This is a genomic window from Brevibacillus brevis, assembly GCF_031583145.1.
Classification (GTDB): domain Bacteria; phylum Bacillota; class Bacilli; order Brevibacillales; family Brevibacillaceae; genus Brevibacillus; species Brevibacillus brevis_E.
The window spans coordinates 3,934,671-3,955,818 of sequence record NZ_CP134050.1 but is presented as its reverse complement, the minus strand read 5'-3'; the positions used below and the strand labels follow the sequence as shown (position 1 = coordinate 3,955,818).

Sequence of the window (21,148 nt, the reverse complement as noted above, 5' to 3'; positions counted from 1 at the left end):
CGTGCGATTTTACAGAGACAACAGCTCGGCGGGAACCTCGCAAGCCATTTTCCTGATTTCTTCTTCCGTTAAGCCGTGATCAAACAACAGTTGAACGAACTGCGAGTACCCTTCGGTCGGCGTCGGATGATTGACTTGCCCGAAATCCGTCTGGAGGACACAGCGGTCGAAACCGAGCTTTCGCATTCCGTAGACGAGTTCATCCGGCTGGATCGACTGCCAGTTCGGCATGAGCGTCAGCATCGACTTTTCGACGTACGCTCCCAACTGCACCAGCTCCAGTTGAAGGGAGAGCTCCATCTTGTTGATTTTCAAATCGGGATGGGCGACCAAAATCTTCTCGACACCGCGTTCAGACGCGATCTGGACGAGCGCCTTCGTCTCCCGGGGAGACAGGTGACCCGTAGCGAGAACGGCGCCGGTGCCTTTGATCAAGTCGACGATTTCGTACACGACGGGAAGGACTTGTCCGTCATCGGAAAAGATGGTGATCCCCTTTTGCGGGAGGAGGCGGATGGACGATTTTTGTTCCTTGTAATCACTTTTTCCTCCATAGTAATCCAGGTGATGCTTGGCGGAGCCAGTCGGCATCCAGATGATTTTGGCGCCTTGCTGGATCGCCATGTCTACGGCATACGGATTCAAACCGCCGACGTACTCGTTCAGGACGAGTGAACCGTAGACCTCGATGCCCGGAACGAATTTCGTCACGATCTTTGCTCTCGATACGGTGGATTCCTCGTGTGCTTTGAGGACGATGGCTCTCATACCGGCAGCGCGCGCCTGCTCGGCGAGCTCGAAGTCGTCGACGGACCTGGGAAAAATGCTGGGACTGGAATGAACGTGAATGTCGATGGCACCCTTGATACCTAACATGCGGACTGCTCAACTCCTTGATGGGGGATGTGGGAAACGGAAGGCGAAGAAGGCTACAGCTTTAGTGAGATGACAGCGGGCTCCCCGTTCTGCTCGGAAGGCAGCGTGATCTCCACGGCGGGGGTTGTCAGCGGTTCGAGGTGTACGTCACCCCTCTCTCGGACTATTTTGATGATTCCGTCATGTCCCGTTACGACGATGTCTGCCCATGCCTTGATCGCCTGGATGCTCTTCGTGCTCGCATCGTCGTCCCAGGTCATGGCCGCTTTTTCGCTCAGCAGCTCATACCTGTTTTTGGCTGCGTCAGAAGCCAGCACCCAGTTCTGGCCGTCCTGCCTGAAAAACAGCGAACACAGTCCTGGTGTATGTCCAGGTGTGAGACGCCACGGAATCCCTTGCACCTCGCCTTCGCTGCCGGCGAGCAGCGTCAGCCTCCCCGTACCGTGCAAGGCCTGGTACATTTCAGCGGGAATAGCCAGATCGGCACGGCCGTTTTTTTGGACGTGTGAAACTTCCTCTTCGTGCAGATAAAACTGGGCCCGGCTAAACAGGGGGTAATTGACGGCGTGATCGAAGTGGAAGTGACTGATAAAAACGCTTCCAATTTCGTCTGCGTCAATTCCCAATTTAGCCAGCTTGGATAGCAGCGCGTACCTTTCGTTAAATCCGGCCGTATCGAACAGCATCGGTTTGCCGTGGTCAGGACGAAGGAGGACGCAGCTGCTCCAGCCCAAAAACCCTCTGCTTGATTTGCCCGGGAAGCCTTCAAACAAGATGTCGACTTTCATGGGACCTCCTTTCGATACCGAGAGGAAAACTTCAGTTGTAATACAAAATTGTCATACAAATAATGCGTGTTTACTTGCTGGTCTTTGTGTAAAATGGGGATATAGTGCGCTTTCACTCGTTTAGAATACAAAAGCTTGGAATATTTGTCTACTGTTTATTGCGTGTTTTTCGAAAATTATAATACAAATTTGTTAGCCAGATTCCTATCCCTCTCCTTTTGTCTTTCCATGATCTTGAGCAAAAACGGGATCTATCGTTACAATCAGGAAAGCGCGGCAGTAGAGAAGGGTGCGGGTAAAAGGCGTACTTGGGCCCGGCTGACATTCGACTTACCACAATCGCGGAGGATGGACATGGAGAAGAAAGAGAAGATCTCGCAAAAAATATCACGTGAGCTGTTGGCAATGATTGAGGAAGGCAAGTTTCCGCCGGGCTCGAAGCTGCCCACGGAAATGGAGCTGAGCGCGAGATTCGGCGTGAGCAGGGTACCGATTCGCGAAGCGCTCAGTGTGCTGAAAGCGATGGGGATCATCACGTCGCAGCAAGGCGGCGGCAGCTATGTCGAGGATATTCAGCCGTTCTCATTGATTCAGCATTTGAACATACACGGGGGAAGCGCGGAAGGCATCAAATACTTGTTTGAAATGAGGCAAATCCTGGAGCCGCAAGCCGCCTATCTGGCCGCGCTGAGACGGACTCCCGAAGATCTGGAAAACATGCACAAGGTGCTGAAGCTCCTGGAGGACGACTTATCCTCGGATGACAAGACCGGTGCGGAATCCGACTTCGAATTTCACCGTGCCTTGATCCAGGCCACGCACAATCCCGTCATGATCCAAACGATGGAGAGCCTTTCCTCCCTGTACAAAAGCGCGCTGGCGATCACACTCAAGCAAAACATCGGGCTCAAACGAAAGCGGGAGATCGTGTACAAGGAGCACCAGAACATCGTCCTCGCCATCGAAGCGGAGGAACCGGAGCTGGCCCGTGTCCAGTGCTCCATTCATCTGAAAAATGCAGAGAAGAAGCTGTTCCTGCTGTTCAACGACGATGAAGGAATCGAGTGAACAAAGAAGCAGTCCGAATAACCGCCCGGCATCTGTCGAGGCGGTTTCTTTTGTTGAGGGGCGAAGGATAGCTCCGACGTTGCGGTTTGGGTAGCGAGGGCATCTGCAGGGCATTGCCAAGGTGGATACTTGTAATACAAATCTTGTGATTCCTCTTGCCAAATTGCGGAATGATGCGTATGATTGGGGTGTAAACCAACGGATTTTTAATAGATTAACATTCTTGATTAGGTATAAGAGGATATTATTTGTAAGGCAAATTGTTGTTTTCTATCAAATAAGAACAGCAGGGAAGGAAGGGATGCCAATGAACTGGAAAGCGTTGACGGCCGACCATCTGACGGAAATCAAGTCGATCGTCGCCACTGGCAGAGTGCTGACAGATGAGAGCGATCGATACAGCTATTCGTTCGACGGATCATTCGGCACGTTTTTGCCGGACGTCGTCATCCAGACGAAAAGCGTCCAGGAGCTCGCAGCGCTGGTAAAGCTCGCAAACCGGGAGAAGATTCCGGTTTATCCGCGCGGCCAATCGACCAGCTTGAGCGGCGGTCCACTCCCGGTAAAAGGCGGGATGGTCTTCGATCTGTCCGTCATGAACGACGTCCTGGAAATACACGAGGAGGACCTGGTAGCGGTCGTTTCCCCAGGCGTGCTTACAGCGGAGATCCATAAAGCCGCCGAGCAAAAAGGTCTCATGTACCCGCCGGACCCGAGCAGCTCCCATGTGTCTACCATCGGCGGGAATTTGGCGGAAAATTCGGGCGGTCCCAGGGGGCTCAAATACGGGGTCACGAAAGACTACGTCATCGGCCTGGAGGTCATCACTCCCGAAGGGGAAATCATCCAGACAGGCGGCAGAACAGTCAAGAATGTAACCGGTTACGATCTGACCAAGCTGATCGTCGGGTCGGAGGGCACCCTCGGCATCATCACGAAAGCGGTGCTGCGCCTGATCCCCAAACCGCAGCAAACTGCCACGCTGATGGCGATTTTCGACTCACTCGTGGATGCGGGGAGCGCGATCTCCAAAATTTTGTCCTCGGGAATTCTGCCCTCCAAAATGGAGCTGCTGGATCAGGCTTCGATGACCGCTGTCGAGCAGTACGAGCCGCTCGGCTTGCCGGTGGATGCCGCGGCGCTCATCCTGATCGAGCTGGACGGGCATCCGCTGGCTTTGCGTGAGGAAGCCCAGCAGGCAGCCGAGCTGAGTCGGGCGGTCGGAGCCAGGGAAGTGCGCATCGCCAAAGACAAAAAGGAGGAGGCCGAGCTGTGGCGGGCTCGCAAGCTCGTTTCGCCGGCCATCGTCAGGATCAAGCCGACGAAAATTTCCGAGGACGCTACGGTTCCGCGCAGCAAGATTCCGGAAATGTGCGAGCGGCTGCAGGCCATCCGAGAAAGGTACGGGATTCATCTGGTCGTGTTTGGACATGCGGGGGACGGCAATTTGCATCCGAACATCATCTGCGACAAGTCCGACCCGGATGAAATGAGACGGGTCGAGCAAGCGGTTGCGGAGATTTTCAAAGCGGCGGTCGAGCTTGGGGGCACACTGTCCGGCGAGCACGGCATAGGCACGATGAAGGCTCCCTTCATGGAGATGGAGCTCGGCGCCTGCGGCCTGGATATGATGAAGCGGATCAAACAAGCATGGGACCCCAATCAGATCATGAACCCCGGGAAAATCTTTCCCGAGCCGGGGCAAAAATTGGAGTTGAGTTAGGGTGGAGCCAACGCGCCAAGCACTTAGGGAAGAGCTTCTTTACGACAAAACAAACAAATGCGTCCAATGCGGCTACTGCCTGCCGGTATGTCCTACGTACACGACGTTTGGAAAAGAGACGCACTCGCCGCGCGGCAGGATCAATCTGGTCAAAATGGTCGGGGAGGGTAGGATTTCCGATCTGTCTGTTCTGGAGGAACCCTTCGACTTGTGCCTGGGCTGCAGGGCTTGCGAAACGGCCTGCCCGACCGGCGTGGAATACGGTGCCATCCTGGAAGCGACCCGGGCTGCGATCGTGAGGCGCAAGCGTTTTACCGTACCCGTCCGCCTTCTGCGCAAGGCCATGCTGAAAAAGGTGTTCCCGAGCAGAAAGCTGATGAATCTCGCGGGTCACTCGATGTGGCTGTACGAGAAAAGCGGACTGCAAACAGCGCTGCGCAGGTCGGGAGTGGCCGAAAAGCTGCCTTATAACCTGGGAGCGTTCGAGGCGATCGTGCCAAGAGCCGTATCTCCTGGGGAAAGAGGAAGCGCCGCCGCCCATGTGCGATCCCGAAAGGAAAAGAAGTACACGGTGGCCTTTTTTACGGGATGTATTATGGATGCCATGTTTCACCGCATCAACCGGCTCTCGATCCAGCTGCTGGCCGAAGCGGGGTGCGACGTGCTCGTCGTGCCGAACCAGACGTGCTGCGGCGCTCTGCACGCTCACGCTGGCGAGATGGAGGAAGCAAGGGAGCTCGCCAAGCGGAATATCGAGGCGTTTGAGGCGTCACAGGCGGATTTCGTGGTCAACAATGCGGGCGGATGCGGCGCGATGCTGGTGGAATACGGGCATTTGCTTGCGGAGGACGACGCGTGGAGAGAGCGGGCGGCTGCCTTTTCCGCCAAGTCGAGAGACATCAGTCAAATTCTCGCAGAGTGCGGCGTGCCACAGCTGGCTCCTCGGGCGAATGAACGCGTGACATACCAGCGGTCCTGCCACATGACGAACGTACAGAAGGTGACGAGGGAACCGGTAGAGCTGATCAAGTCTATTCCAGGAATCCAGTACATCGAGATGGAGCAGGCGGAGATGTGCTGCGGTTCGGCCGGCATCTACAACATCGTCCATTACGATGCATCCATGCAGATCTTGGATGAAAAGATGAAGCAGGCGAAGAAGACGGATGCGTCAGTCATCATCACGACGAATCCCGGCTGCCTGCTGCAAATGAAGCTGGGCGTGGAGCGGGAAGGCTTGAGCGGATCCGTGCGCGTCCTGCACCTGGTCGAATACCTGGCGGAGGCGGCGGGGATCACGGCATCCAGCGATAAGTAGACATACAACTATGTGTCCGGGATGAGGAGGAGAATACATGTACGATTTTGCGGTCGTCGGCGGAGGGATCGTCGGTCTTTCTACCGGAATGGCTCTCTATCGACGCTATCCGAATGCGAAAGTCGTCGTCATCGAGAAAGAAGCGGCCCTGGCCGAGCATCAGACGGGCCACAACAGCGGGGTAATCCACTCCGGTATCTATTATAAGCCGGGTAGCTTCAAAGCCCGTTTTGCGCGGCAAGGAAGCAAGTCCATGACGGAATTTTGCCAGATCCACGGGATCGATCACGACATCTGCGGAAAGGTGATTGTCGCCACAAAGCCGGAAGAGCTGCCACTGCTCGAAAACCTGTACACCCGCGGTTTGCAAAACGAGCTCGCCATCCAAAAGATTACCAAGGAAGAACTGAAGCAGATCGAGCCGCACGTAAACGGACTGGCGGCCATCCGCGTGCCAATGGCGGGCATCGTGAACTACAGGCAGGTGAGCGAAAAGTTCGGTGACATCATCCGGGAGCACGGCGGAGAAATCCGCCTGGAAACCAAAGTCATGAACATCCGGGAAGAAGCGGACGTGGTCACCGTCGAGACGAACCGCGGTACGGTCAAGGCACGCTTGGTCATCAACTGTGCGGGCCTGCACAGCGACCGGGTGGCGGCGGCTGCGGGCTATCAAACCGACATGAAAATCGTGCCGTTCCGCGGCGAGTATTTCAAGCTCAAACCGGAAAAGCGGTACCTCGTAAAGAATTTGATTTACCCGGTGCCAAATCCGAAATTTCCGTTTCTTGGCGTCCACTTCACCCGGATGATCAGCGGAGAAGTGGATGCAGGCCCGAATGCAGTGCTCAGCTTCAAGCGGGAAGGCTATCGGAAAACGGACATCAATCTGGCGGATCTCTCGGAAGTGCTGACCTACGGCGGGTTTTGGAAGCTGGCCGGCAAGTTCATGAAGGAGGGGCTGGAAGAGTATTACCGTTCGTTCAGCAAAGCGCGCTTCACGGCCAGCCTCCAGGAGCTGATCCCGGAAATTCAGGAAGACGATCTGATCCCTGCGCCGGCCGGAGTCCGCGCACAAGCGTTGAAGAGCGACGGAAACATGGTCGACGATTTCCATATCATCATGGGAAAGCGCACCGTCCACGTCTGCAATGCTCCGTCTCCGGCAGCCACGGCTTCCATCGAAATCGGGAAGGAAATCGTCAGCCGTATTCCGGAGCAGACGCATCTGCTTGCCGCTGCTTTGTAAAGGGAACGTATGAGAACAGAGTCACCAGGGGCATCCCGCAAGCCGTGAAGATGGCTGGGGCTGCTCTTTTTTCTTTCTGAAAAACAAAGGGGGCGCAGCATGGACAAACGTTGTACGATGTTGGGAGAAGAATACACTTCTGACCGACGCGCTGATCGCGAAGCGGCTGGAGGAGTACGCGGCCAGCCTGGTGGACCGTTTGTCCTGATCCTGAACCGGCGGCCACCAAGACCGCATACTGTGTGCCCGTGAAGGCGTTGGAGCTGTCCCTTGCCTGACTCGCATCCAATCTGGAGCCTTGGTTTGTCCACAAGCTGCCTTGCATGTGGTAAAGTGGAAATATTCAAGCAATACAAAGAGACAAAAAGGGATTCAAAAGGAGGCGCAGTGCGAATGCAGCAGAAGGAACCGCTCCACTTGGGGCAGCGCATTCATCTGATCGACGGTTTTGACATGGGCTGGCCACAGCGGACAGGCACGTATGTCATTGCGGAAGAGGAACTGACTTTGATCGAGACGGGACCGAGCACCTCTGTGCCGTACATACGGGAGGGTCTGGCCAGATTGGGCTACACGCCAGATCAGGTGAAATACGTCATCGTCACACATATTCACCTGGACCACGCGGGGGGAGCCGGCCTGTTTTTGCAGGAATGCCCCAATGCCAAGCTGGTCGTTCACCCGAAAGGCGCGCGCCACCTGATCGACCCGAGCCGGTTGATCGCTGGCGCCCGGGCGGTGTACAAGGAACAATTTGATGCGCTGTTTGACCCGATCGTTCCTGTACCGGAGGAACGGCTGGTTCAAAAAACAGACGGAGATACGCTGCGAATCGGTCCGAACTCCGAGCTGCATTTTATGGATTCGCCCGGCCATGCGAACCACCATTTCAGCATTTACGATCCCGTATCAAACGGCATGTTTACGGGAGATACTGCCGGGGTGCACTACCCCATGCTGCGAAAGGAAGGAATTCATTTCGTTTTGCCCTCCACTTCCCCCAACCAGTTCGATCCTGACCAGATGCTACGCTCCATCGAGCGCTACGAGAAGCGGAATCTGGACAGAATTTACTTTGGTCATTTCGGGATGACGGAGCAGGTGGAGGATGTCTACAGGCACATTCGCGAATGGCTACCTGTATTTGTCGCAACAGGCGAGGAGGTTCTGGCGGAAGGCCTCGGCGATCGCGAACTGGCGCAGAGGCTATTGGTACGCGTCACCGAATATTTACAGTCCCACGGAGTCGCGGACGATCATCCTGTGTATGAGGTCATCCGGCTGGATCTGTCGGTCTGTTCCATGGGGATTGTGGATTACCTGCAGAAAAAATAGGCGTCTTGCATGAACAGGAACAAAATTGCGGGAGAGAACCGGAAGCGCGGCAGCGGCTTTGGTTCTTCTTTTTTTGGGAAAGGAATGCTATCATGATGGGGTATGCAAGCAGATGGACAATTCCATATGAGTTGCAAGCAGGTGCCTCGAGCCTGAAACGGGCCGAGGTGAAAAGGGAAGCCGGTGCGAATCCGGCGCGGTCCCGCCACTGTAAAACGGGTGCTTTGATATGCCTGCCCGTAAGCCAGGAGACCTGCCTGTTTGCCTAGCGTGCCTGTATTCCTTCGCGGAAAGGAGCGGCCGGAATGATTGTCGATTGCAAATGGGCTCCATGATCGGTCAGCCATTTGGGACCTGAAAAGCCGACCCTTCGCTTCTGCCTCCGGAAGCAAGGGTCTTTTCGTGCTGACCGGAAGCCTCTTTCGGCGAATGGAACATACATCTGAGGAAAGGAAGAAGTATAGATGAAGCAATATTGGAAGCTGGCCGTCCCTTTGTTGGCCGCTTTGAGCCTGATCGGCTGCGGCACGCAGAGCCAGCCCGCACAAACTGCGCAGCAGCAGACCGCAGAGCAGCAAGCAGCCGAGGGCAATTCCACACAGACTGCTGCGAGTAAGACCACATACCCTTTGACTGTTACCGATTCCACGGGGAAAGAAGTGACGATTCCCAAGGAGCCGAAGCGCATTGTCTCGACGTCTCCGGCCGAGACCGAAATTCTGTTTGCCTTGGGTCTTGATCAGCAGATTGTCGGCGTGTCCGATTACGACGATTACCCGGAAGCAGCGAAATCGAAGCCCAAGGTAGGGGGAGTGGTGAAGCCAAACGAGGAGGCGATTCTGGCCCAGAGTCCCGATCTGGTCATCGGCGGGATTTCCATGGAAAGGCCTGTGGCTGACAAGCTGAAGACAATGGGGATGCCTGTCTTCGTGACGCATCCGAAAAAGCTGGATGACATCATGTCAGACATTTTGGCGATCGGGACGATTACCAATCGCCAGGAGCAGGCCGAAAAGCTGGTCGCACAGATGAAAGCAGACATCGCACGCGTGACGGATGCCGTCAAAGACGTCAAACCGGAAGAAAGGAAAAAGGTGTACCTCGAGTTTTCGCCGGGCTGGACGGTCGGCAAAGGCGAATTTTTGGATGAGCTGATCACCTTGGCCGGGGCGGCGAACATTGCCTCCGACACAGAAGGCTGGAACCCGATCAGCGAAGAGAAAATCGTCAAGGACGATCCGGATGTGATTCTCTACGCCAACGGCATCACGGACGACAAAACCGGCAAGAAGCTGGAGGACATCATCACGCAGCGAAGCGGCTGGGAAAAAATCAAGGCGATTCGCGACAAACAGATTTTTGGCATGGATCAAAATACATTGTCCCGTCCGGGTCCGCGCATTACCCAAGGGCTGATTGAAGTGGCCAAGGCGATTTACCCCGATCGGGTGAAATAGCATGCGAGGGAGACTGGTTGTGTGGGGAGGAGCGGGCGTATTGTTGCTGCTCGCCTCGATCATCGTCAGCGTTTCTCTGGGAGCGGCCCAACTGCCGCTTTCCCAGGTGTGGATGGTTCTGCTTCACCAGGTGCCAGGCTTTGCGGATCTCCTGTCCGTGACCTGGCCGGAGTCCGCCGAGCAGATCGTCATGAAAGTGAGATTTCCGCGCGTCGTCCTTGCCGTCTTGGTCGGCGCTTGTCTCTCTCTGGCAGGTGCCGGCTTTCAAGGGGTGCTGCGCAACTCTTTGGCGGATCCGTACACGATGGGGGTCGCGTCCGGCTCGGCAGTAGGGGCAGCGTTTCTGATCTTGTTCGGTCTGCAAATCTCTTTTCTCGGCAGCTGGAGTACCCCGGTAGTAGCCTTCCTCACCGGTCTCGTCAGCTTGTGGCTGGTGCTGCGGCTCGCGAATACACAGGGAAAGCTGCAGACGGAGACGCTGCTTTTGTCAGGCGTAGTCGTGCAGGCGTTTCTCGGCTCCTGGGTGTCGTTCATGGTCTCGTTGTCCGATCAGACCGTCAACGAAATCGTGTTTTGGCTGATGGGCAGCCTGTCGTTCCGGGGATGGGCTTATACATACGTCTTGGTTCCTTACCTGATCGCGGGTGCCGCCGTCCTGATCGCTTACTCGCGCGCGCTCAACCTGTTTGCGCTGGGCGAACGGCAGGCCGCGCATTTGGGCGTGCATGTGGATCGGACCAAACTGACCGTCCTGATCGTTTCCACTTTGCTGACGGCGGCAGCGGTGTCCATTTCCGGGATCATCGGTTTTGTGGGTCTGGTCGTGCCCCATCTCGTCCGCATGATGGTAGGGCCGGACTACCGCATTCTGTTGCCGATGTCGGCGATTTTCGGCGGGGTCTACGTGCTGTGGGCGGACACGCTGGCGAGGATGCTGCTGGTTCCCACCGAAATTCCTCTTGGGGTCGTGACGGCTTTCCTTGGCGCTCCCTTTTTCGCATATTTGCTGAAACAGCAAAAACGGACCGGAAGGAGGTAGACGGATGATTCAGGTGACAGGTCTGCAAAAGTCTTATGGTGCGCGTCCGGTGCTCCAAAATGTAGCGTTTTCCGTGGCGGCCGGGGAATTTTTCGGCATCATCGGTCCCAATGGCAGCGGCAAATCGACCTTGCTGAAAATCATCTCCGGCGTGGTTTCCGGCGATGCCGGAGAAATTGCGGTAAACGGCTTGCCGATTCAGAAGTATTCACGAAAAGAGCTCGCGCGCGTGCTTGCCGTATTGGAGCAGGAGGCCTTGCCGCCCGTCGGATTTCGCGTCCGGGAAGTGCTGGAGATGGGGAGGTTTCCTTATCAAAACTGGCTGGGGGAGGAAGCGGAGGATGCGGGACCGCTGATCGACGACATCATCCGGATGCTCGGCTTGTCGGCGTTGGAGGAGCGGACCTTGGATGAGCTGAGCGGCGGCGAAAAGCAGCGGGTCGCACTGGGCAAAGCGCTTGCCCAAAAGCCGAGACTGCTATTGCTGGACGAACCGACGACCTATCTCGATATCGGCTATCAGATCCAGCTCATGGACATCGTGCGCAGCTGGCAAAAAAACACCCAGGTCACGGTAGTGGCAGTATTGCACGATTTGAATCTGGCTTCGCTTTATTGTGACCGCCTTTTGATGCTGCACCAAGGAAAGCAGGTGCGGGTAGGGGAGCCGCGGGATATTGTGCAGAGCGGTCTGATCGAGGAAGTGTACGGAATACGGCCGATTGTGATGGAGCACCCGGTTCAACGCTTGCCGCAGATCATGCTGCAATCCGGGTCGTAAAGGAAGAAGGAGGGAGCGCCGTGGTCGTCATGATCACAGGTGGAGCCAAGAGCGGAAAGAGCGCATTCGCAGAAAAGTACGCGGCACATTGCGGTTCGCGGGGAATATACATCGCCACCTCCCCTGTCTTCGACGAAGAGCTGCAGGAAAGAGTGGCACAGCATCAGCAGCGGCGGAAACAGTCGGCTATCCCGTGGGAGACGGTCGAAGAACAGTACGAGCTGAGTGCGATCCTGGAGCAGCTCGCCGGGAAGAGGGAGCTGTGGGAAAACGATACGGTCGTGCTTGTGGATTGCCTGATCCTGTGGCTGTCCAATTGGCTGCTGCGCATCGAGCCGGATCTAGACGCGGCGACGGAGCTGCTTGAGCCGCTGCTGGCAAAGCTGGAGGCTGCGTTGCGTTCATTCCCTGGCACGTTGATTGTGGTCACGAATGAAGTCGGTTACGGAATCGTGCCGGACTATCCGTTAGGGCGCCTCTTTCGCGATGTGGCTGGCGTCATGAATCAACGGGTCGCAAGCGTCTGCGACCGTGTTTTTCTCGTCACGGCAGGAATTCCGATCGAATTGAAAAGCAGGGAGTTTTTCGTGTAGGACGCGAATCGGGATGGACCTGATTCGCTTTTTTGCCGATTTTGTGTTATAATAGAAAAAAAGCAATGGAAAGGATCAGGATACCATGCGTCCCTATAGGACGATCTGGAAACGGTATGACCTCTCCTACATCTAGCTTCGTAGTAGTCGATCGTCACTTGGACGACCAACCTACTACGGAAGCGGGGTATTTTTATGAGTAGCGACTTGTACCTGCGATATTCCTCCCTGGTCGGTTGGACGTCTGTGCCAAAACCGACAAAACTGCGAGGAATTCATGATGAGGAGAGCGCTGCAGAAAGTTCGACGATACGGTTTGATTTTGTTTGGTGCTTGTTTGCTTGCTTTTACGTATTATCACATCAATTTTCAGAACCACTTGTCTGAAGGCGGATTCGTCGGCCTGGGGCTGCTGGCCAAGTATGCCTTCGACCTGTCGCCCGCGACGATGATGATCTTGCTGGACATCCCGTTGTTTTTGGTAGCCTGGCTGGTGCGAGGACGCCAATTTATCTGGGATACGATTTTCGCGTCCCTTTCGTTTACGGTCTTTTACGATCTGTTTGAGCGGTATTCGCCGATTGTGATGGACCTTAGCGGGATGATGCCTGTCGCCTCTATTCTCTCCGGGATATTGACCGGACTGGGGACGGGACTTGTTCTTCGCTATGGCGCTGCGACAGGGGGAGACGATATTTTGTCCCTGCTGCTCAGCAAGTACACGGGACTGTCGATCGGTACCATTTTCCTTCTGTTGGACGGTATGGTGCTGACGCTGTCATTCTGGTACGTGCCTGTCAAAGAGATGTTTTTTACGATTCTCGCTGTGGTGATTTCCAGCCGCGTCATTACGTGGACCGTCGGTAGGGGAGCAGAAGCTTCCGCCGAGGCAAAAGAAGAAGAAGTCGCCGGACATGGCCATGTATCCATCAATCACAGATAAACGCAATCGAAGACGACATGCACATAGATACGAACCCTGAAAACCTTGCCCACAGCCAGCGGCAAGGTTTTTTGGTTTGCGTTTTGTCGAGCACGAGATACCAGCAGATCGCGATTTCATCGCTTCGTTTGTTCAGGCCTTTATAGTAGGGAGGTATCGAACCTGCCGATGACTCTTCTGCAATCGGCTCGTCGTTGTAGTGTTCTTTATATCAGCAAGTAGATCCGCCTCCATATTTTGAACCTTTTTTTCATAGGACGCGTTTTCCGCACGGGAACCCCTCTTTTATCGAAGAGCAAGATGCCGTACCATTACATGTGAGAGACAATCCAGTCGGGCCAGTCATGTTCAACCGCCAGCAAATTTTCGGCCGGCCCGGAAAATCAAAGCTGCCGATTCTTTCGCGTCAGACTTGTCAGGTAATGTAAAAAGGTTTGGGGGGATGGTTGTGTTGCCGAGCTTTGAAACAGAACGTTTATATCTCAAGCCACGCACGATGGCTGATTTGGAAGCATGTTTGGCAATGGACCGAGATACAGAGGTAACCAAGTTTATTCCGGGGCCGTGGAGCGACCCGGCCAAGCATGAACAGTTTCTTGCCGAGAGGATAAAGAAGTCCTTTGGTCCGGGACTCGGTTATTGGTCGATCTTCCCGAAGGAGCAGCCGTCGCAATTTGTCGGGTGGATCCTGCTCATCCCTTATGATGGTCATGGACGGGAAATTGAAATAGGCTGGCGGTTAAATCGGTTAGCATGGGGGAAAGGCTATGCAACCGAAGCTGCGCGAAGAGTGCTTGAACATGCCTTTGACACGGCTGGGGTGGATCGTGTTGTCGCCGACATTCATCCGGAAAACCAATCGTCCATAAGAGTCGCAGAGAAAATAGGGCTTACGTACGTTGGCGACGGCATGCATGATGGGAATCCTTGCAAATCCTATGCACGAACAAGGAAGGATTATGGCGGCCACGATAGCGTGTAGCATCTTGCAACGAGGATCTCAGCAGCTGTCAGTCTTATCAGACAAAGCAGCTCCAAACATTTCGTCCTGTTTCTTGCCTATGCCTGCCTCCTTCCTAAGGCGCATGGAAAAACAGGCATTTCTTCCTGTTTTTTTGAAAACATCGGGTCCAGAATGCAGGGAGAGTCCCCGTCGGGAGCGAATCTGGCAATAAGGGAGAAAAAATGCCGAAAAGGCTCGTCTCTGTAAAAAAATAGGTCCGAATGTAACATAAATCCCTTCGCACTTACATCCGATACCAGAAAAGAGACGAAAAAGGGAGACAGGGGAACAAAATGCCTACATATTATTACTTCACTTGCCAAAAATGCCGAACCCGGGGGGGAGTTTTCGGCGAGCAGGCCTGGGGCTGGGGAAATTTCGACATGATTGAGTCCTTTAAATACCTGGCGTATCACATACGTACCTGCGGAGAAGATTCCATACGTGTCATTTCCGAAGAAGTGGATGACTACGTAGATCAATTACATACGGAATACAATGACTTTTTAGAGAAAACAAAACATATCTTCCCTCATTCCAACGACTGGGCGTTTTTGGACAAATGGAAGGAGCTATCTGTAGAAGAGCTGAAGGAGAAATGGGTGGAAGAAAACAAAATCGGATATGCGGATGAGCGCGAAAAACTGACCGGAGTCTTGCAGCGAGTCGAGATCATCCAGGGGAAAGAGGGACATCCGTATTTTTACGGTGAGGTGCTCTGCTCAAGCGGACAAACTGCTGCCGTTCTGGGGAGTGCCCGGCATTTGCCACCCGAAAACAAATCCTATATCATCATAGGGGTCAGAAGGAATCATCCGGAGCATGGAGAGGTATTGGAAGTGCACAAAATGATTCCGGAATCCAAGAGCAGCACGGAAGGGGAACAGCTGGGATGAATGTCGATACCGTCGGACAACTGCTGGAAAAGGTACGTGAACAAAATCCGTTGATCCATAATATCACCAATGTCGTGGTGACGAATTTTACGGCAAACGGATTGTTGGCTTTGGGGGCTTCCCCCGTGATGGCTTACGCCCGTGAAGAGGTAGCGGATATGGCGCGGATCGCAGGGGCGCTGGTGCTGAATATGGGGACCTTGGACGAGCGGGTCGTAGAAGCGATGCTCTTGGCCGGCCGATCGGCCAATGAGCACAGTGTACCCGTCCTGTTCGATCCGGTCGGTGCAGGAGCTACTCCGTATCGGACTGATGAGGCCCGGAAGATCGTCAAGGAAGTGAAGGCTTCCATCGTCCGTGGAAATGCGGCGGAAATCGCCAATGTCATTGGAGAGGCATGGCAAATCAAAGGCGTGGACGCCGGAGCCGGAGACGGGGATGTCGCCTCTTTGGCAAAAAAGGCAGCGGCGATGCTAGACACGGTCGTTGCAATTACCGGCAAAGTGGATGTGATCTCGGACGGATCCCGCACCTTTTTGATTCGCGGAGGTCATCCGATATTGACCAAGGTGACAGGTACCGGTTGCTTGCTCACTTCTGTCATGGGAGCGTTTGCAGCGGTAGAAAAGGACATGCTGGCAGCTGGCGCTTCAGCGTTGGTCTGCTACGGGGTTGCAGCAGAAGCGGCCGCTCGGAAAGCAGCAGGCGAAGGCCCGGGAAGCTTCCAGGTCCAGTTCCTGAACGAGCTTGCTGCGCTGACTTCGGAGGATGTGCGGCGCTTCGGCTCGATCGAGAAGGCCGAATAAATCGGCCAAGGTCGATAGCCGTCGGCTCCAGGAGAGGTGCCGGCAGTCGGCATTGCGCGTGGCGGGATGGACAAGCACGCAGCATGATTCATCCCGTCTTCAAAAAAAATTCCTCCACGGGGGAGGAATCGTTCGCGCTTATGCTAGATAGGTTAGGACGTAGCTGTATTTTCTCAATGTATAGGACAGTAGCTTCTTCTGGTGTTCAGAGAGTGCGAGGAAAATAAATTCGACTTGATCATGTTCAAAAGGGCGTAAATAAAATTGGGAAATCCCATGGCATATGATTTCTCTCTTTAACGCCAATGCCATGCTGGCGTCCGTGCGTATGTGCATTTCCACGGTGTGTACCCTCCTTGGCCATTACCTAGAGTACCAAATTTACACTGGGAAATGCAGGCAATTTATGGCGGTATGTTGTCCAAGTTGTTACCGATTTTTGTATGAAAATCGACTAAGCGGACAATTCTGTGAATAGGCAGACTCTAGCGATCCGGGATGCACTTGCAGCGCTCGTAATAGGAGGAAATCATCGCGGCAGCTCTGCCTTTTTCCGAGGAGATCTCGTGTTTTCTGCCGGCGAGGCACCTCAATAATTCACGGTCGCAGCTGCAGGAAAAGTACCCTCGTCTCTCGTAGCACCGGTCGTGCCTTTTGCAGCACCGATCAATGTCGTCGATGGGAGCCCCTGGCCCTGAGCAGCCTGGACCGCACCAATTGCCGTACATACAAGGCATGCTGAACGAACGGCGTCTTTTTCTGGCCACCTGTCATCACCATCCTCAAGGATTTACTGTTAGACTATTGGGGCGGAGGCTGGAGTGCTTTAGGCAAACACGCCCTAATTTGCGGCAAGTGTGAACGGAAAAGCCTGGGGCTGTCAAATGGGGGCGTCAATCCGTGGCCGGAGGGTGCCCAAAAGAATAATAAGACACCCTGCCATTGATTGAAAAATCGGAGTCTGTGAGAAGGGGGAGGGACCCATTCTCATGCTGAAAAAAAGAATGGGGTTCAAGCCTGATTTTACGAGTTTTTAGGGGGTAAAAATCTTTGAAATGGCTCTTGAAAACGATTGGGAGATATGATAGATTATTTCTTGCCGAGCAGGCAAACGAATAGGGATGGATGTCCGAGAGGCCGAAGGAGCACGATTGGAAATCGTGTAGGCGGTGTAGAACCGTCTCGTGGGTTCAAATCCCACTCCATCCGCCATACCTGGCCCGTTGGTGAAGCGGTTTAACACAGCAGCCTTTCACGCTGTCATACAGGGGTTCGAATCCCCTACGGGTCACCATATAGTGCCCTTACAAGTCAGTTGTTGGGGCCCCCGCAAAGTATTCGGAATATGCTTCAGAGCTTAAACGTCACTTTGTGGGGAACTCTGGAGGCTTAGCTCAGCTGGGAGAGCATCTGCCTTACAAGCAGAGGGTCGGCGGTTCGATCCCGTCAGCCTCCACCATATTTCCTTTCTTGCATGCGGTCGTGGCGGAATTGGCAGACGCGCTAGATTCAGGTTCTAGTGGTGGCAACACCGTGGAGGTTCAAGTCCTCTCGACCGCACCAATGTATTCTACAAGGATGCAGCATGCGGACGTAGCTCAATTGGTAGAGCGTCGCCTTGCCAAGGCGAAGGTCGCGGGTTCGAGACCCGTCGTCCGCTCCATGAAGAAAATCAGGTCTCTCACCCGTACCGGGTTCACCCTCGAAGTGAGACCAGGTAGCAACGCTCGGGTACTGCAGATCTGGCTTGCCAAGAAGAAATTCGAGGTGGAAGCGCCAGTGGAAGCGAGACCCGTCGTCCGCTCCATGAAGATTCCCTTTTTGATTATGGCGGTGTAGCTCAGCTGGTTAGAGCGTTCGGTTCATACCCGAAAGGTCGGGGGTTCGATTCCCTCCGCCGCTACCAATTTTACCAACCGATATGGCGGTCGTGGCGAAGGGGTTAACGCACCGGATTGTGGCTCCGGCATTCGTGGGTTCGATTCCCATCGATCGCCCCATTATATACGCAAGGTGTGACCTGCACCGATTTCCGCTACGATGATGAATAGCCTAGCTGGAATGTCTAAACGGCATCCTGGCTAGGCTTTTTTGCGTAAAAGAAAAATTCCCCGGTCCGATTTGCTGTCGTGTCCACCTGACAAGACTTCGAACGGCCGTGAGCAGTGAGCAGGAGGCCCTTGATCCCCCGGTGGAAAGGGCTCCGCCAATAAGCCAGGCGGAGCGGTGTTTTCGGGCTTCCTTCTACGGCTGGCCTTGCAGCATTCTCTTGACCAATTCGCGATTCCGCTGTTGAAAAATTTCGTTGTGAGACGAGACCATGGCGTAGGAGTTCGCTTCGGGCTGGACGTGCTGCTTCGCCTTGTTGACCGCGTTGGCGGCATCCTGGAATGCGCCCTGGATCAAATGGAGCTTCCCGTCGTATTTGATAATATCGCCCGCTGCGTACAAACCCGGGATGGAGGTTTCCCCGTTCGCATTTCCTGCCACGTAATAATCGTCAACCATGGCGATACCCAGTTCGCTGCTTTCCAGCAGGCTTGCATCCCGTTGATAGCCGTGGCTGATGATGACGTCATCGATCGGGAGGATCGTGACTTCCCCTGTCTCGTGATGGGTCAGTTCTACGCTTTCGACGGCTTCGCGGCTGGCCGAAGCGATCAGCTTGGTAATGGACGTGCGGAAAAAGCACGTGGCCGAGCTGTTCAAAAGCTGGGTGACTTGCGCCTCATGCCCCGTCAACGCTTCTTTGCGATGCGTCACGTATACTTTTTTGGCAACGGGTTCGAGCTCGTTCGCCCAGTCGATAGCGGAATTCCCTCCCCCCGAGATGATGACCGTCTTGTCCTTGAAGGAGTGGATGGACTTCACCGTATAGTGCAGATTGGACACTTCAAATTTCTCCGCACCTTCCAGCTCCAGCTTTTGCGGCGTTAAAATCCCGCCGCCGACCGCGATAATAACCGTTTTGGAGTAATGCAAGCGGCCGGATGCGGCGCGCAGCACGAATATACCGTCTTCGCCGCGAGCGATCGAAACGACTTTCTCGTTCAGGACGACCTCGGGCTGAAAGGTCAGGCCCTGCTCGATCAACTGGCGCATCAGCTTGGCGCCGGTGATCGGGGTTTGGCCTCCGACATCCCAAATCATCTTCTCCGGATAGACGTGCAATTTTCCCCCGAGCTCGGATTGATACTCGATCAGCTTCGTTTTCATTTCTCGCAGACCGCTATAAAAACTGGAGTAAAGCCCGGCTGGGCCACCTCCGATGATGGTGACATCAAACAAATCGCGTGGCTCCATATTCATTCACTCCTGGAGGAAGTCATGTAATTGATTCTCATTATCACCAGATTATAAAGTGTTTTTTTGCCAATGACAACCGAAATTCGTTATTGACAAAAAAATGGGGAACTCGATATAGTAGTATACGAAATTGATAATCATTATCAAACCTTCTCTCACCACTTGCATCGACTTTGTCTATGGAGGGAAATTATGGCGCGACTGTATACAGAAGATTTGCATATCGGGTACGGCGAGCGGCTCATCGTCAAAGCGCTGACCGTACAAATTCCCGACAGGAAAATTACGACGATCATCGGTTCGAACGGCTGCGGGAAATCGACGCTCCTCAAGGCAATGACCCGAATCATTTCCCTTCAATCGGGAGCTGTCGTACTGGATGGGGAGAGCATTGCCAAAGAAAATACGAAAGTGCTCGCGCGTAAAATGGCCATTCTCCCGCAGACACCCGAAAGCGCGAGCGGACTTACCGTGGGCGAACTCGTATCGTATGGCCGCTTCCCTTACCAGAGCGGACTTGGGCGGCTTTCCAAAAAAGATTACGAGGCGATCGACTGGGCGCTCGAGGTTACCGGGACGAAAGAGTTCAAATACCGCCCTGTCGACGCACTGTCCGGGGGGCAGCGCCAGCGAGTCTGGATCGCCATGGCACTTGCGCAGGAAACAGAAATCATTTTCTTGGATGAGCCGACGACCTATTTGGACATGGCCCACCAGCTGGAGGTATTGGAGCTGTTGCAAAAGCTCAACGTCGAGCAAGGGCGCACCATCGTCATGGTCCTCCACGATCTGAACCAGGCGGCCCGATTCGCCGACTACATGATCGCATTGAAAAACGGCGAAGTGGTCAAAGCGGGGGATTGCGAGGAAGTGATGAAGCCGGACGTGCTTCGGCAAGTATTCCAGATCGACGCGCAAATCGGCCGCGATCCCCGTACGAACAAACCTATGTGCCTTACCTACGACTTGGCAAAAGGAGAATCAGCATGAAAAAAATATGGATTCCATTCATTCTCATCTTCGTCCTGTTCCTCAGCGCTTGCGGGAGCCAGCCCTCTGCAGGCGGCGGCACCTCCCCGACGAACAGCGGGAAATCCACCGGCAACACGTCGGCATTCACTCCCGAGACGAAAGGCGGGATGGTCACGTACCAGGCGGAAACAGGGCCGATTGAAGTGCCGGCTGAACCGAAACGGGTGGTCGTGCTCTCATCCTTTACAGGCAACGTCTTGGCGCTGCATGTGAATTTGGTCGGTGTGGACTCCTGGTCGAAAATGAACCCGCGCTTTCAGACAGAGCTGAAAGATGTGGCGGAAGTGTCGGACGAGAACATCGAAAAAATCATTGAGCTGGACCCGGACCTGATCATCGGCCTTTCGAACATGAAGAACTACGACAAGATCAGCAAAATCGCTCCGACCGTGACCTATACATACGGGAAAGTCGATTACCTGACTCAGCACATCGAGATTGCCAAGCTGCTCGGCAAAGAACAGGAAGCCCGCGCCTGGGTGGCAGATTTTAAAAAGCGTGCCCAAGAGGCCGGGAAAGAAATCAAGGCGAAAATCGGAGAAAATGCGACGGTGTCGGTCATCGAAAACTTCGACAAACAGCTGTACGTCTACGGCGACAACTGGGGAAGAGGCACGGAGATCCTCTATCAGGAAATGAAGCTGAACATGCCCGACAAGGTAAAGGAAACGGCATTGAAGCAAGGGTATTACGCGCTTTCTCTCGAAGTGTTGCCCGAATTTGCGGGTGATTACGTGATCCTCAGCAAAAACAAGGACACGGACAACTCCTACCAGGAAACCGAGATGTACAAGAACATACCGGCTGTCAAAAACAATCATGTGTTCGAAACGGATGCCAAAGCGTTTTACTTTAACGACCCGATCACGCTGGAACTCCAGTTAGCCTTTTTCAAGGAGCATTTCCTTGGTAAGAAATAAACGAGGGGAAGCGGG

Annotated in this window: 19 protein-coding genes, 7 tRNA genes and 1 riboswitch; of the genes, 22 read left to right on the top strand and 4 right to left on the bottom strand. The window is 54.3% G+C overall.

The window, feature by feature from the left end; genetic code table 11:
* Positions 1-9: 9 nt before the first annotated feature.
* Together RGB73_RS19650 and RGB73_RS19645 are read right to left on the bottom strand one after the other, a co-directional pair.
* Positions 10-876 (bottom strand): DUF6282 family protein, encoded by an 867-nt coding sequence (locus tag RGB73_RS19650; RefSeq protein ID WP_310764441.1) that lies wholly within the window; start codon positions 874-876, stop codon positions 10-12.
* 53 nt (positions 877-929) lie between these two features.
* Positions 930-1,664, bottom strand: a complete 735-nt coding sequence (locus tag RGB73_RS19645) for an MBL fold metallo-hydrolase (RefSeq protein ID WP_310764440.1) — start codon at positions 1,662-1,664, stop codon at positions 930-932.
* A gap of 354 nt (positions 1,665-2,018) precedes the next feature.
* Between RGB73_RS19645 and RGB73_RS19640 the strand changes: the two genes are divergently transcribed.
* From RGB73_RS19640 to thiM, 13 genes are all read left to right on the top strand, one after another.
* Complete coding sequence (locus RGB73_RS19640) at positions 2,019-2,732, top strand: FadR/GntR family transcriptional regulator (protein WP_310764439.1); 714 nt, start codon at positions 2,019-2,021, stop codon at positions 2,730-2,732.
* Positions 2,733-3,039: 307 nt separating this feature from the next.
* The gene (locus tag RGB73_RS19635) at positions 3,040-4,455 is read left to right on the top strand and encodes an FAD-binding oxidoreductase (RefSeq protein WP_310764438.1); all 1,416 of its coding nucleotides are present in this window, start codon (positions 3,040-3,042) and stop codon (positions 4,453-4,455) included.
* Between the two features lies 1 nt (position 4,456).
* Positions 4,457-5,773 carry a (Fe-S)-binding protein gene (locus RGB73_RS19630; RefSeq protein ID WP_310764437.1) on the top strand — a complete coding sequence of 439 codons (1,317 nt, stop codon included), beginning with the start codon at positions 4,457-4,459 and terminating at the stop codon, positions 5,771-5,773.
* 37 nt (positions 5,774-5,810) lie between these two features.
* Positions 5,811-7,022: an L-2-hydroxyglutarate oxidase gene (gene lhgO, locus RGB73_RS19625; RefSeq protein ID WP_310764436.1), complete on the top strand. Its 1,212-nt coding sequence runs from the start codon at positions 5,811-5,813 to the stop codon at positions 7,020-7,022.
* A gap of 393 nt (positions 7,023-7,415) precedes the next feature.
* Positions 7,416-8,357, top strand: coding sequence for an MBL fold metallo-hydrolase (locus RGB73_RS19620; RefSeq protein ID WP_310764435.1), 942 nt, complete (start codon positions 7,416-7,418; stop codon positions 8,355-8,357).
* 122 nt (positions 8,358-8,479) lie between these two features.
* Positions 8,480-8,632, top strand: a riboswitch (cobalamin riboswitch).
* 189 nt (positions 8,633-8,821) lie between these two features.
* Positions 8,822-9,814: an ABC transporter substrate-binding protein gene (locus RGB73_RS19615; protein ID WP_310764434.1), complete on the top strand. Its 993-nt coding sequence runs from the start codon at positions 8,822-8,824 to the stop codon at positions 9,812-9,814.
* Between the two features lies 1 nt (position 9,815).
* Positions 9,816-10,853, top strand: coding sequence for a FecCD family ABC transporter permease (locus RGB73_RS19610; protein ID WP_310764433.1), 1,038 nt, complete (start codon positions 9,816-9,818; stop codon positions 10,851-10,853).
* 4 nt (positions 10,854-10,857) lie between these two features.
* Positions 10,858-11,634, top strand: a complete 777-nt coding sequence (locus RGB73_RS19605; RefSeq protein WP_310764432.1) for an ABC transporter ATP-binding protein — start codon at positions 10,858-10,860, stop codon at positions 11,632-11,634.
* A 20-nt stretch (positions 11,635-11,654) separates the two neighbouring features.
* Positions 11,655-12,227 carry a bifunctional adenosylcobinamide kinase/adenosylcobinamide-phosphate guanylyltransferase gene (gene cobU / locus RGB73_RS19600; RefSeq protein WP_310764431.1) on the top strand — a complete coding sequence of 191 codons (573 nt, stop codon included), beginning with the start codon at positions 11,655-11,657 and terminating at the stop codon, positions 12,225-12,227.
* Positions 12,228-12,504: 277 nt separating this feature from the next.
* Positions 12,505-13,170 (top strand): YitT family protein, encoded by a 666-nt coding sequence (locus RGB73_RS19595; protein ID WP_310764430.1) that lies wholly within the window; start codon positions 12,505-12,507, stop codon positions 13,168-13,170.
* Positions 13,171-13,612: 442 nt separating this feature from the next.
* Complete coding sequence (locus RGB73_RS19590) at positions 13,613-14,152, top strand: GNAT family N-acetyltransferase (RefSeq protein ID WP_310764429.1); 540 nt, start codon at positions 13,613-13,615, stop codon at positions 14,150-14,152.
* Positions 14,153-14,556: 404 nt separating this feature from the next.
* Positions 14,557-15,069 carry a hypothetical protein gene (locus RGB73_RS19585; protein WP_310764428.1) on the top strand — a complete coding sequence of 171 codons (513 nt, stop codon included), beginning with the start codon at positions 14,557-14,559 and terminating at the stop codon, positions 15,067-15,069.
* Positions 15,066-15,875, top strand: coding sequence for a hydroxyethylthiazole kinase (thiM, locus tag RGB73_RS19580; RefSeq protein ID WP_310764427.1), 810 nt, complete (start codon positions 15,066-15,068; stop codon positions 15,873-15,875). Before RGB73_RS19585 ends, thiM begins: the two co-directional genes overlap by 4 nt.
* A 485-nt stretch (positions 15,876-16,360) precedes the next feature.
* Here thiM and RGB73_RS19575 read toward each other — a convergent pair whose 3' ends face one another.
* A complete protein-coding gene (locus tag RGB73_RS19575) occupies positions 16,361-16,603 on the bottom strand; it encodes a phospholipase A2 family protein (protein WP_310774439.1) in 243 nt (80 codons plus the stop codon).
* A 391-nt stretch (positions 16,604-16,994) separates the two neighbouring features.
* Between RGB73_RS19575 and RGB73_RS19570 the strand changes: the two genes are divergently transcribed.
* The 7 genes from RGB73_RS19570 to RGB73_RS19540 all read left to right on the top strand — a co-directional run bounded on the left by RGB73_RS19570 (position 16,995) and on the right by RGB73_RS19540 (position 17,875).
* Positions 16,995-17,087: transfer RNA gene (locus RGB73_RS19570), tRNA-Ser, on the top strand.
* Between the two features lie 5 nt (positions 17,088-17,092).
* A tRNA-Glu gene (locus RGB73_RS19565) sits at positions 17,093-17,169 on the top strand.
* A gap of 89 nt (positions 17,170-17,258) precedes the next feature.
* A tRNA-Val gene (locus tag RGB73_RS19560) sits at positions 17,259-17,334 on the top strand.
* Positions 17,335-17,351: 17 nt separating this feature from the next.
* Positions 17,352-17,438 (top strand) — tRNA-Leu (locus tag RGB73_RS19555).
* Positions 17,439-17,462: 24 nt separating this feature from the next.
* Positions 17,463-17,538 (top strand) — tRNA-Gly (locus RGB73_RS19550).
* Between the two features lie 166 nt (positions 17,539-17,704).
* Positions 17,705-17,781: transfer RNA gene (locus tag RGB73_RS19545), tRNA-Met, on the top strand.
* An 18-nt stretch (positions 17,782-17,799) separates the two neighbouring features.
* Positions 17,800-17,875: transfer RNA gene (locus RGB73_RS19540), tRNA-His, on the top strand.
* Positions 17,876-18,119: 244 nt separating this feature from the next.
* Here RGB73_RS19540 and RGB73_RS19535 read toward each other — a convergent pair.
* Entirely contained in the window at positions 18,120-19,178 is a 1,059-nt protein-coding gene (locus RGB73_RS19535) for an NAD(P)/FAD-dependent oxidoreductase (RefSeq protein ID WP_310764426.1), read from the bottom strand.
* 195 nt (positions 19,179-19,373) lie between these two features.
* On the opposite strand from RGB73_RS19535, the gene RGB73_RS19530 reads away from it, so the two are divergent.
* Together RGB73_RS19530 and RGB73_RS19525 are read left to right on the top strand one after the other, a co-directional pair.
* A complete protein-coding gene (locus tag RGB73_RS19530) occupies positions 19,374-20,171 on the top strand; it encodes an ABC transporter ATP-binding protein (protein WP_310764425.1) in 798 nt (265 codons plus the stop codon).
* Positions 20,168-21,133, top strand: a complete 966-nt coding sequence (locus RGB73_RS19525) for an iron-hydroxamate ABC transporter substrate-binding protein (protein WP_310764424.1) — start codon at positions 20,168-20,170, stop codon at positions 21,131-21,133. The genes RGB73_RS19530 and RGB73_RS19525 overlap by 4 nt, the downstream gene beginning before the upstream one ends.
* Positions 21,134-21,148 lie beyond the last annotated feature (15 nt).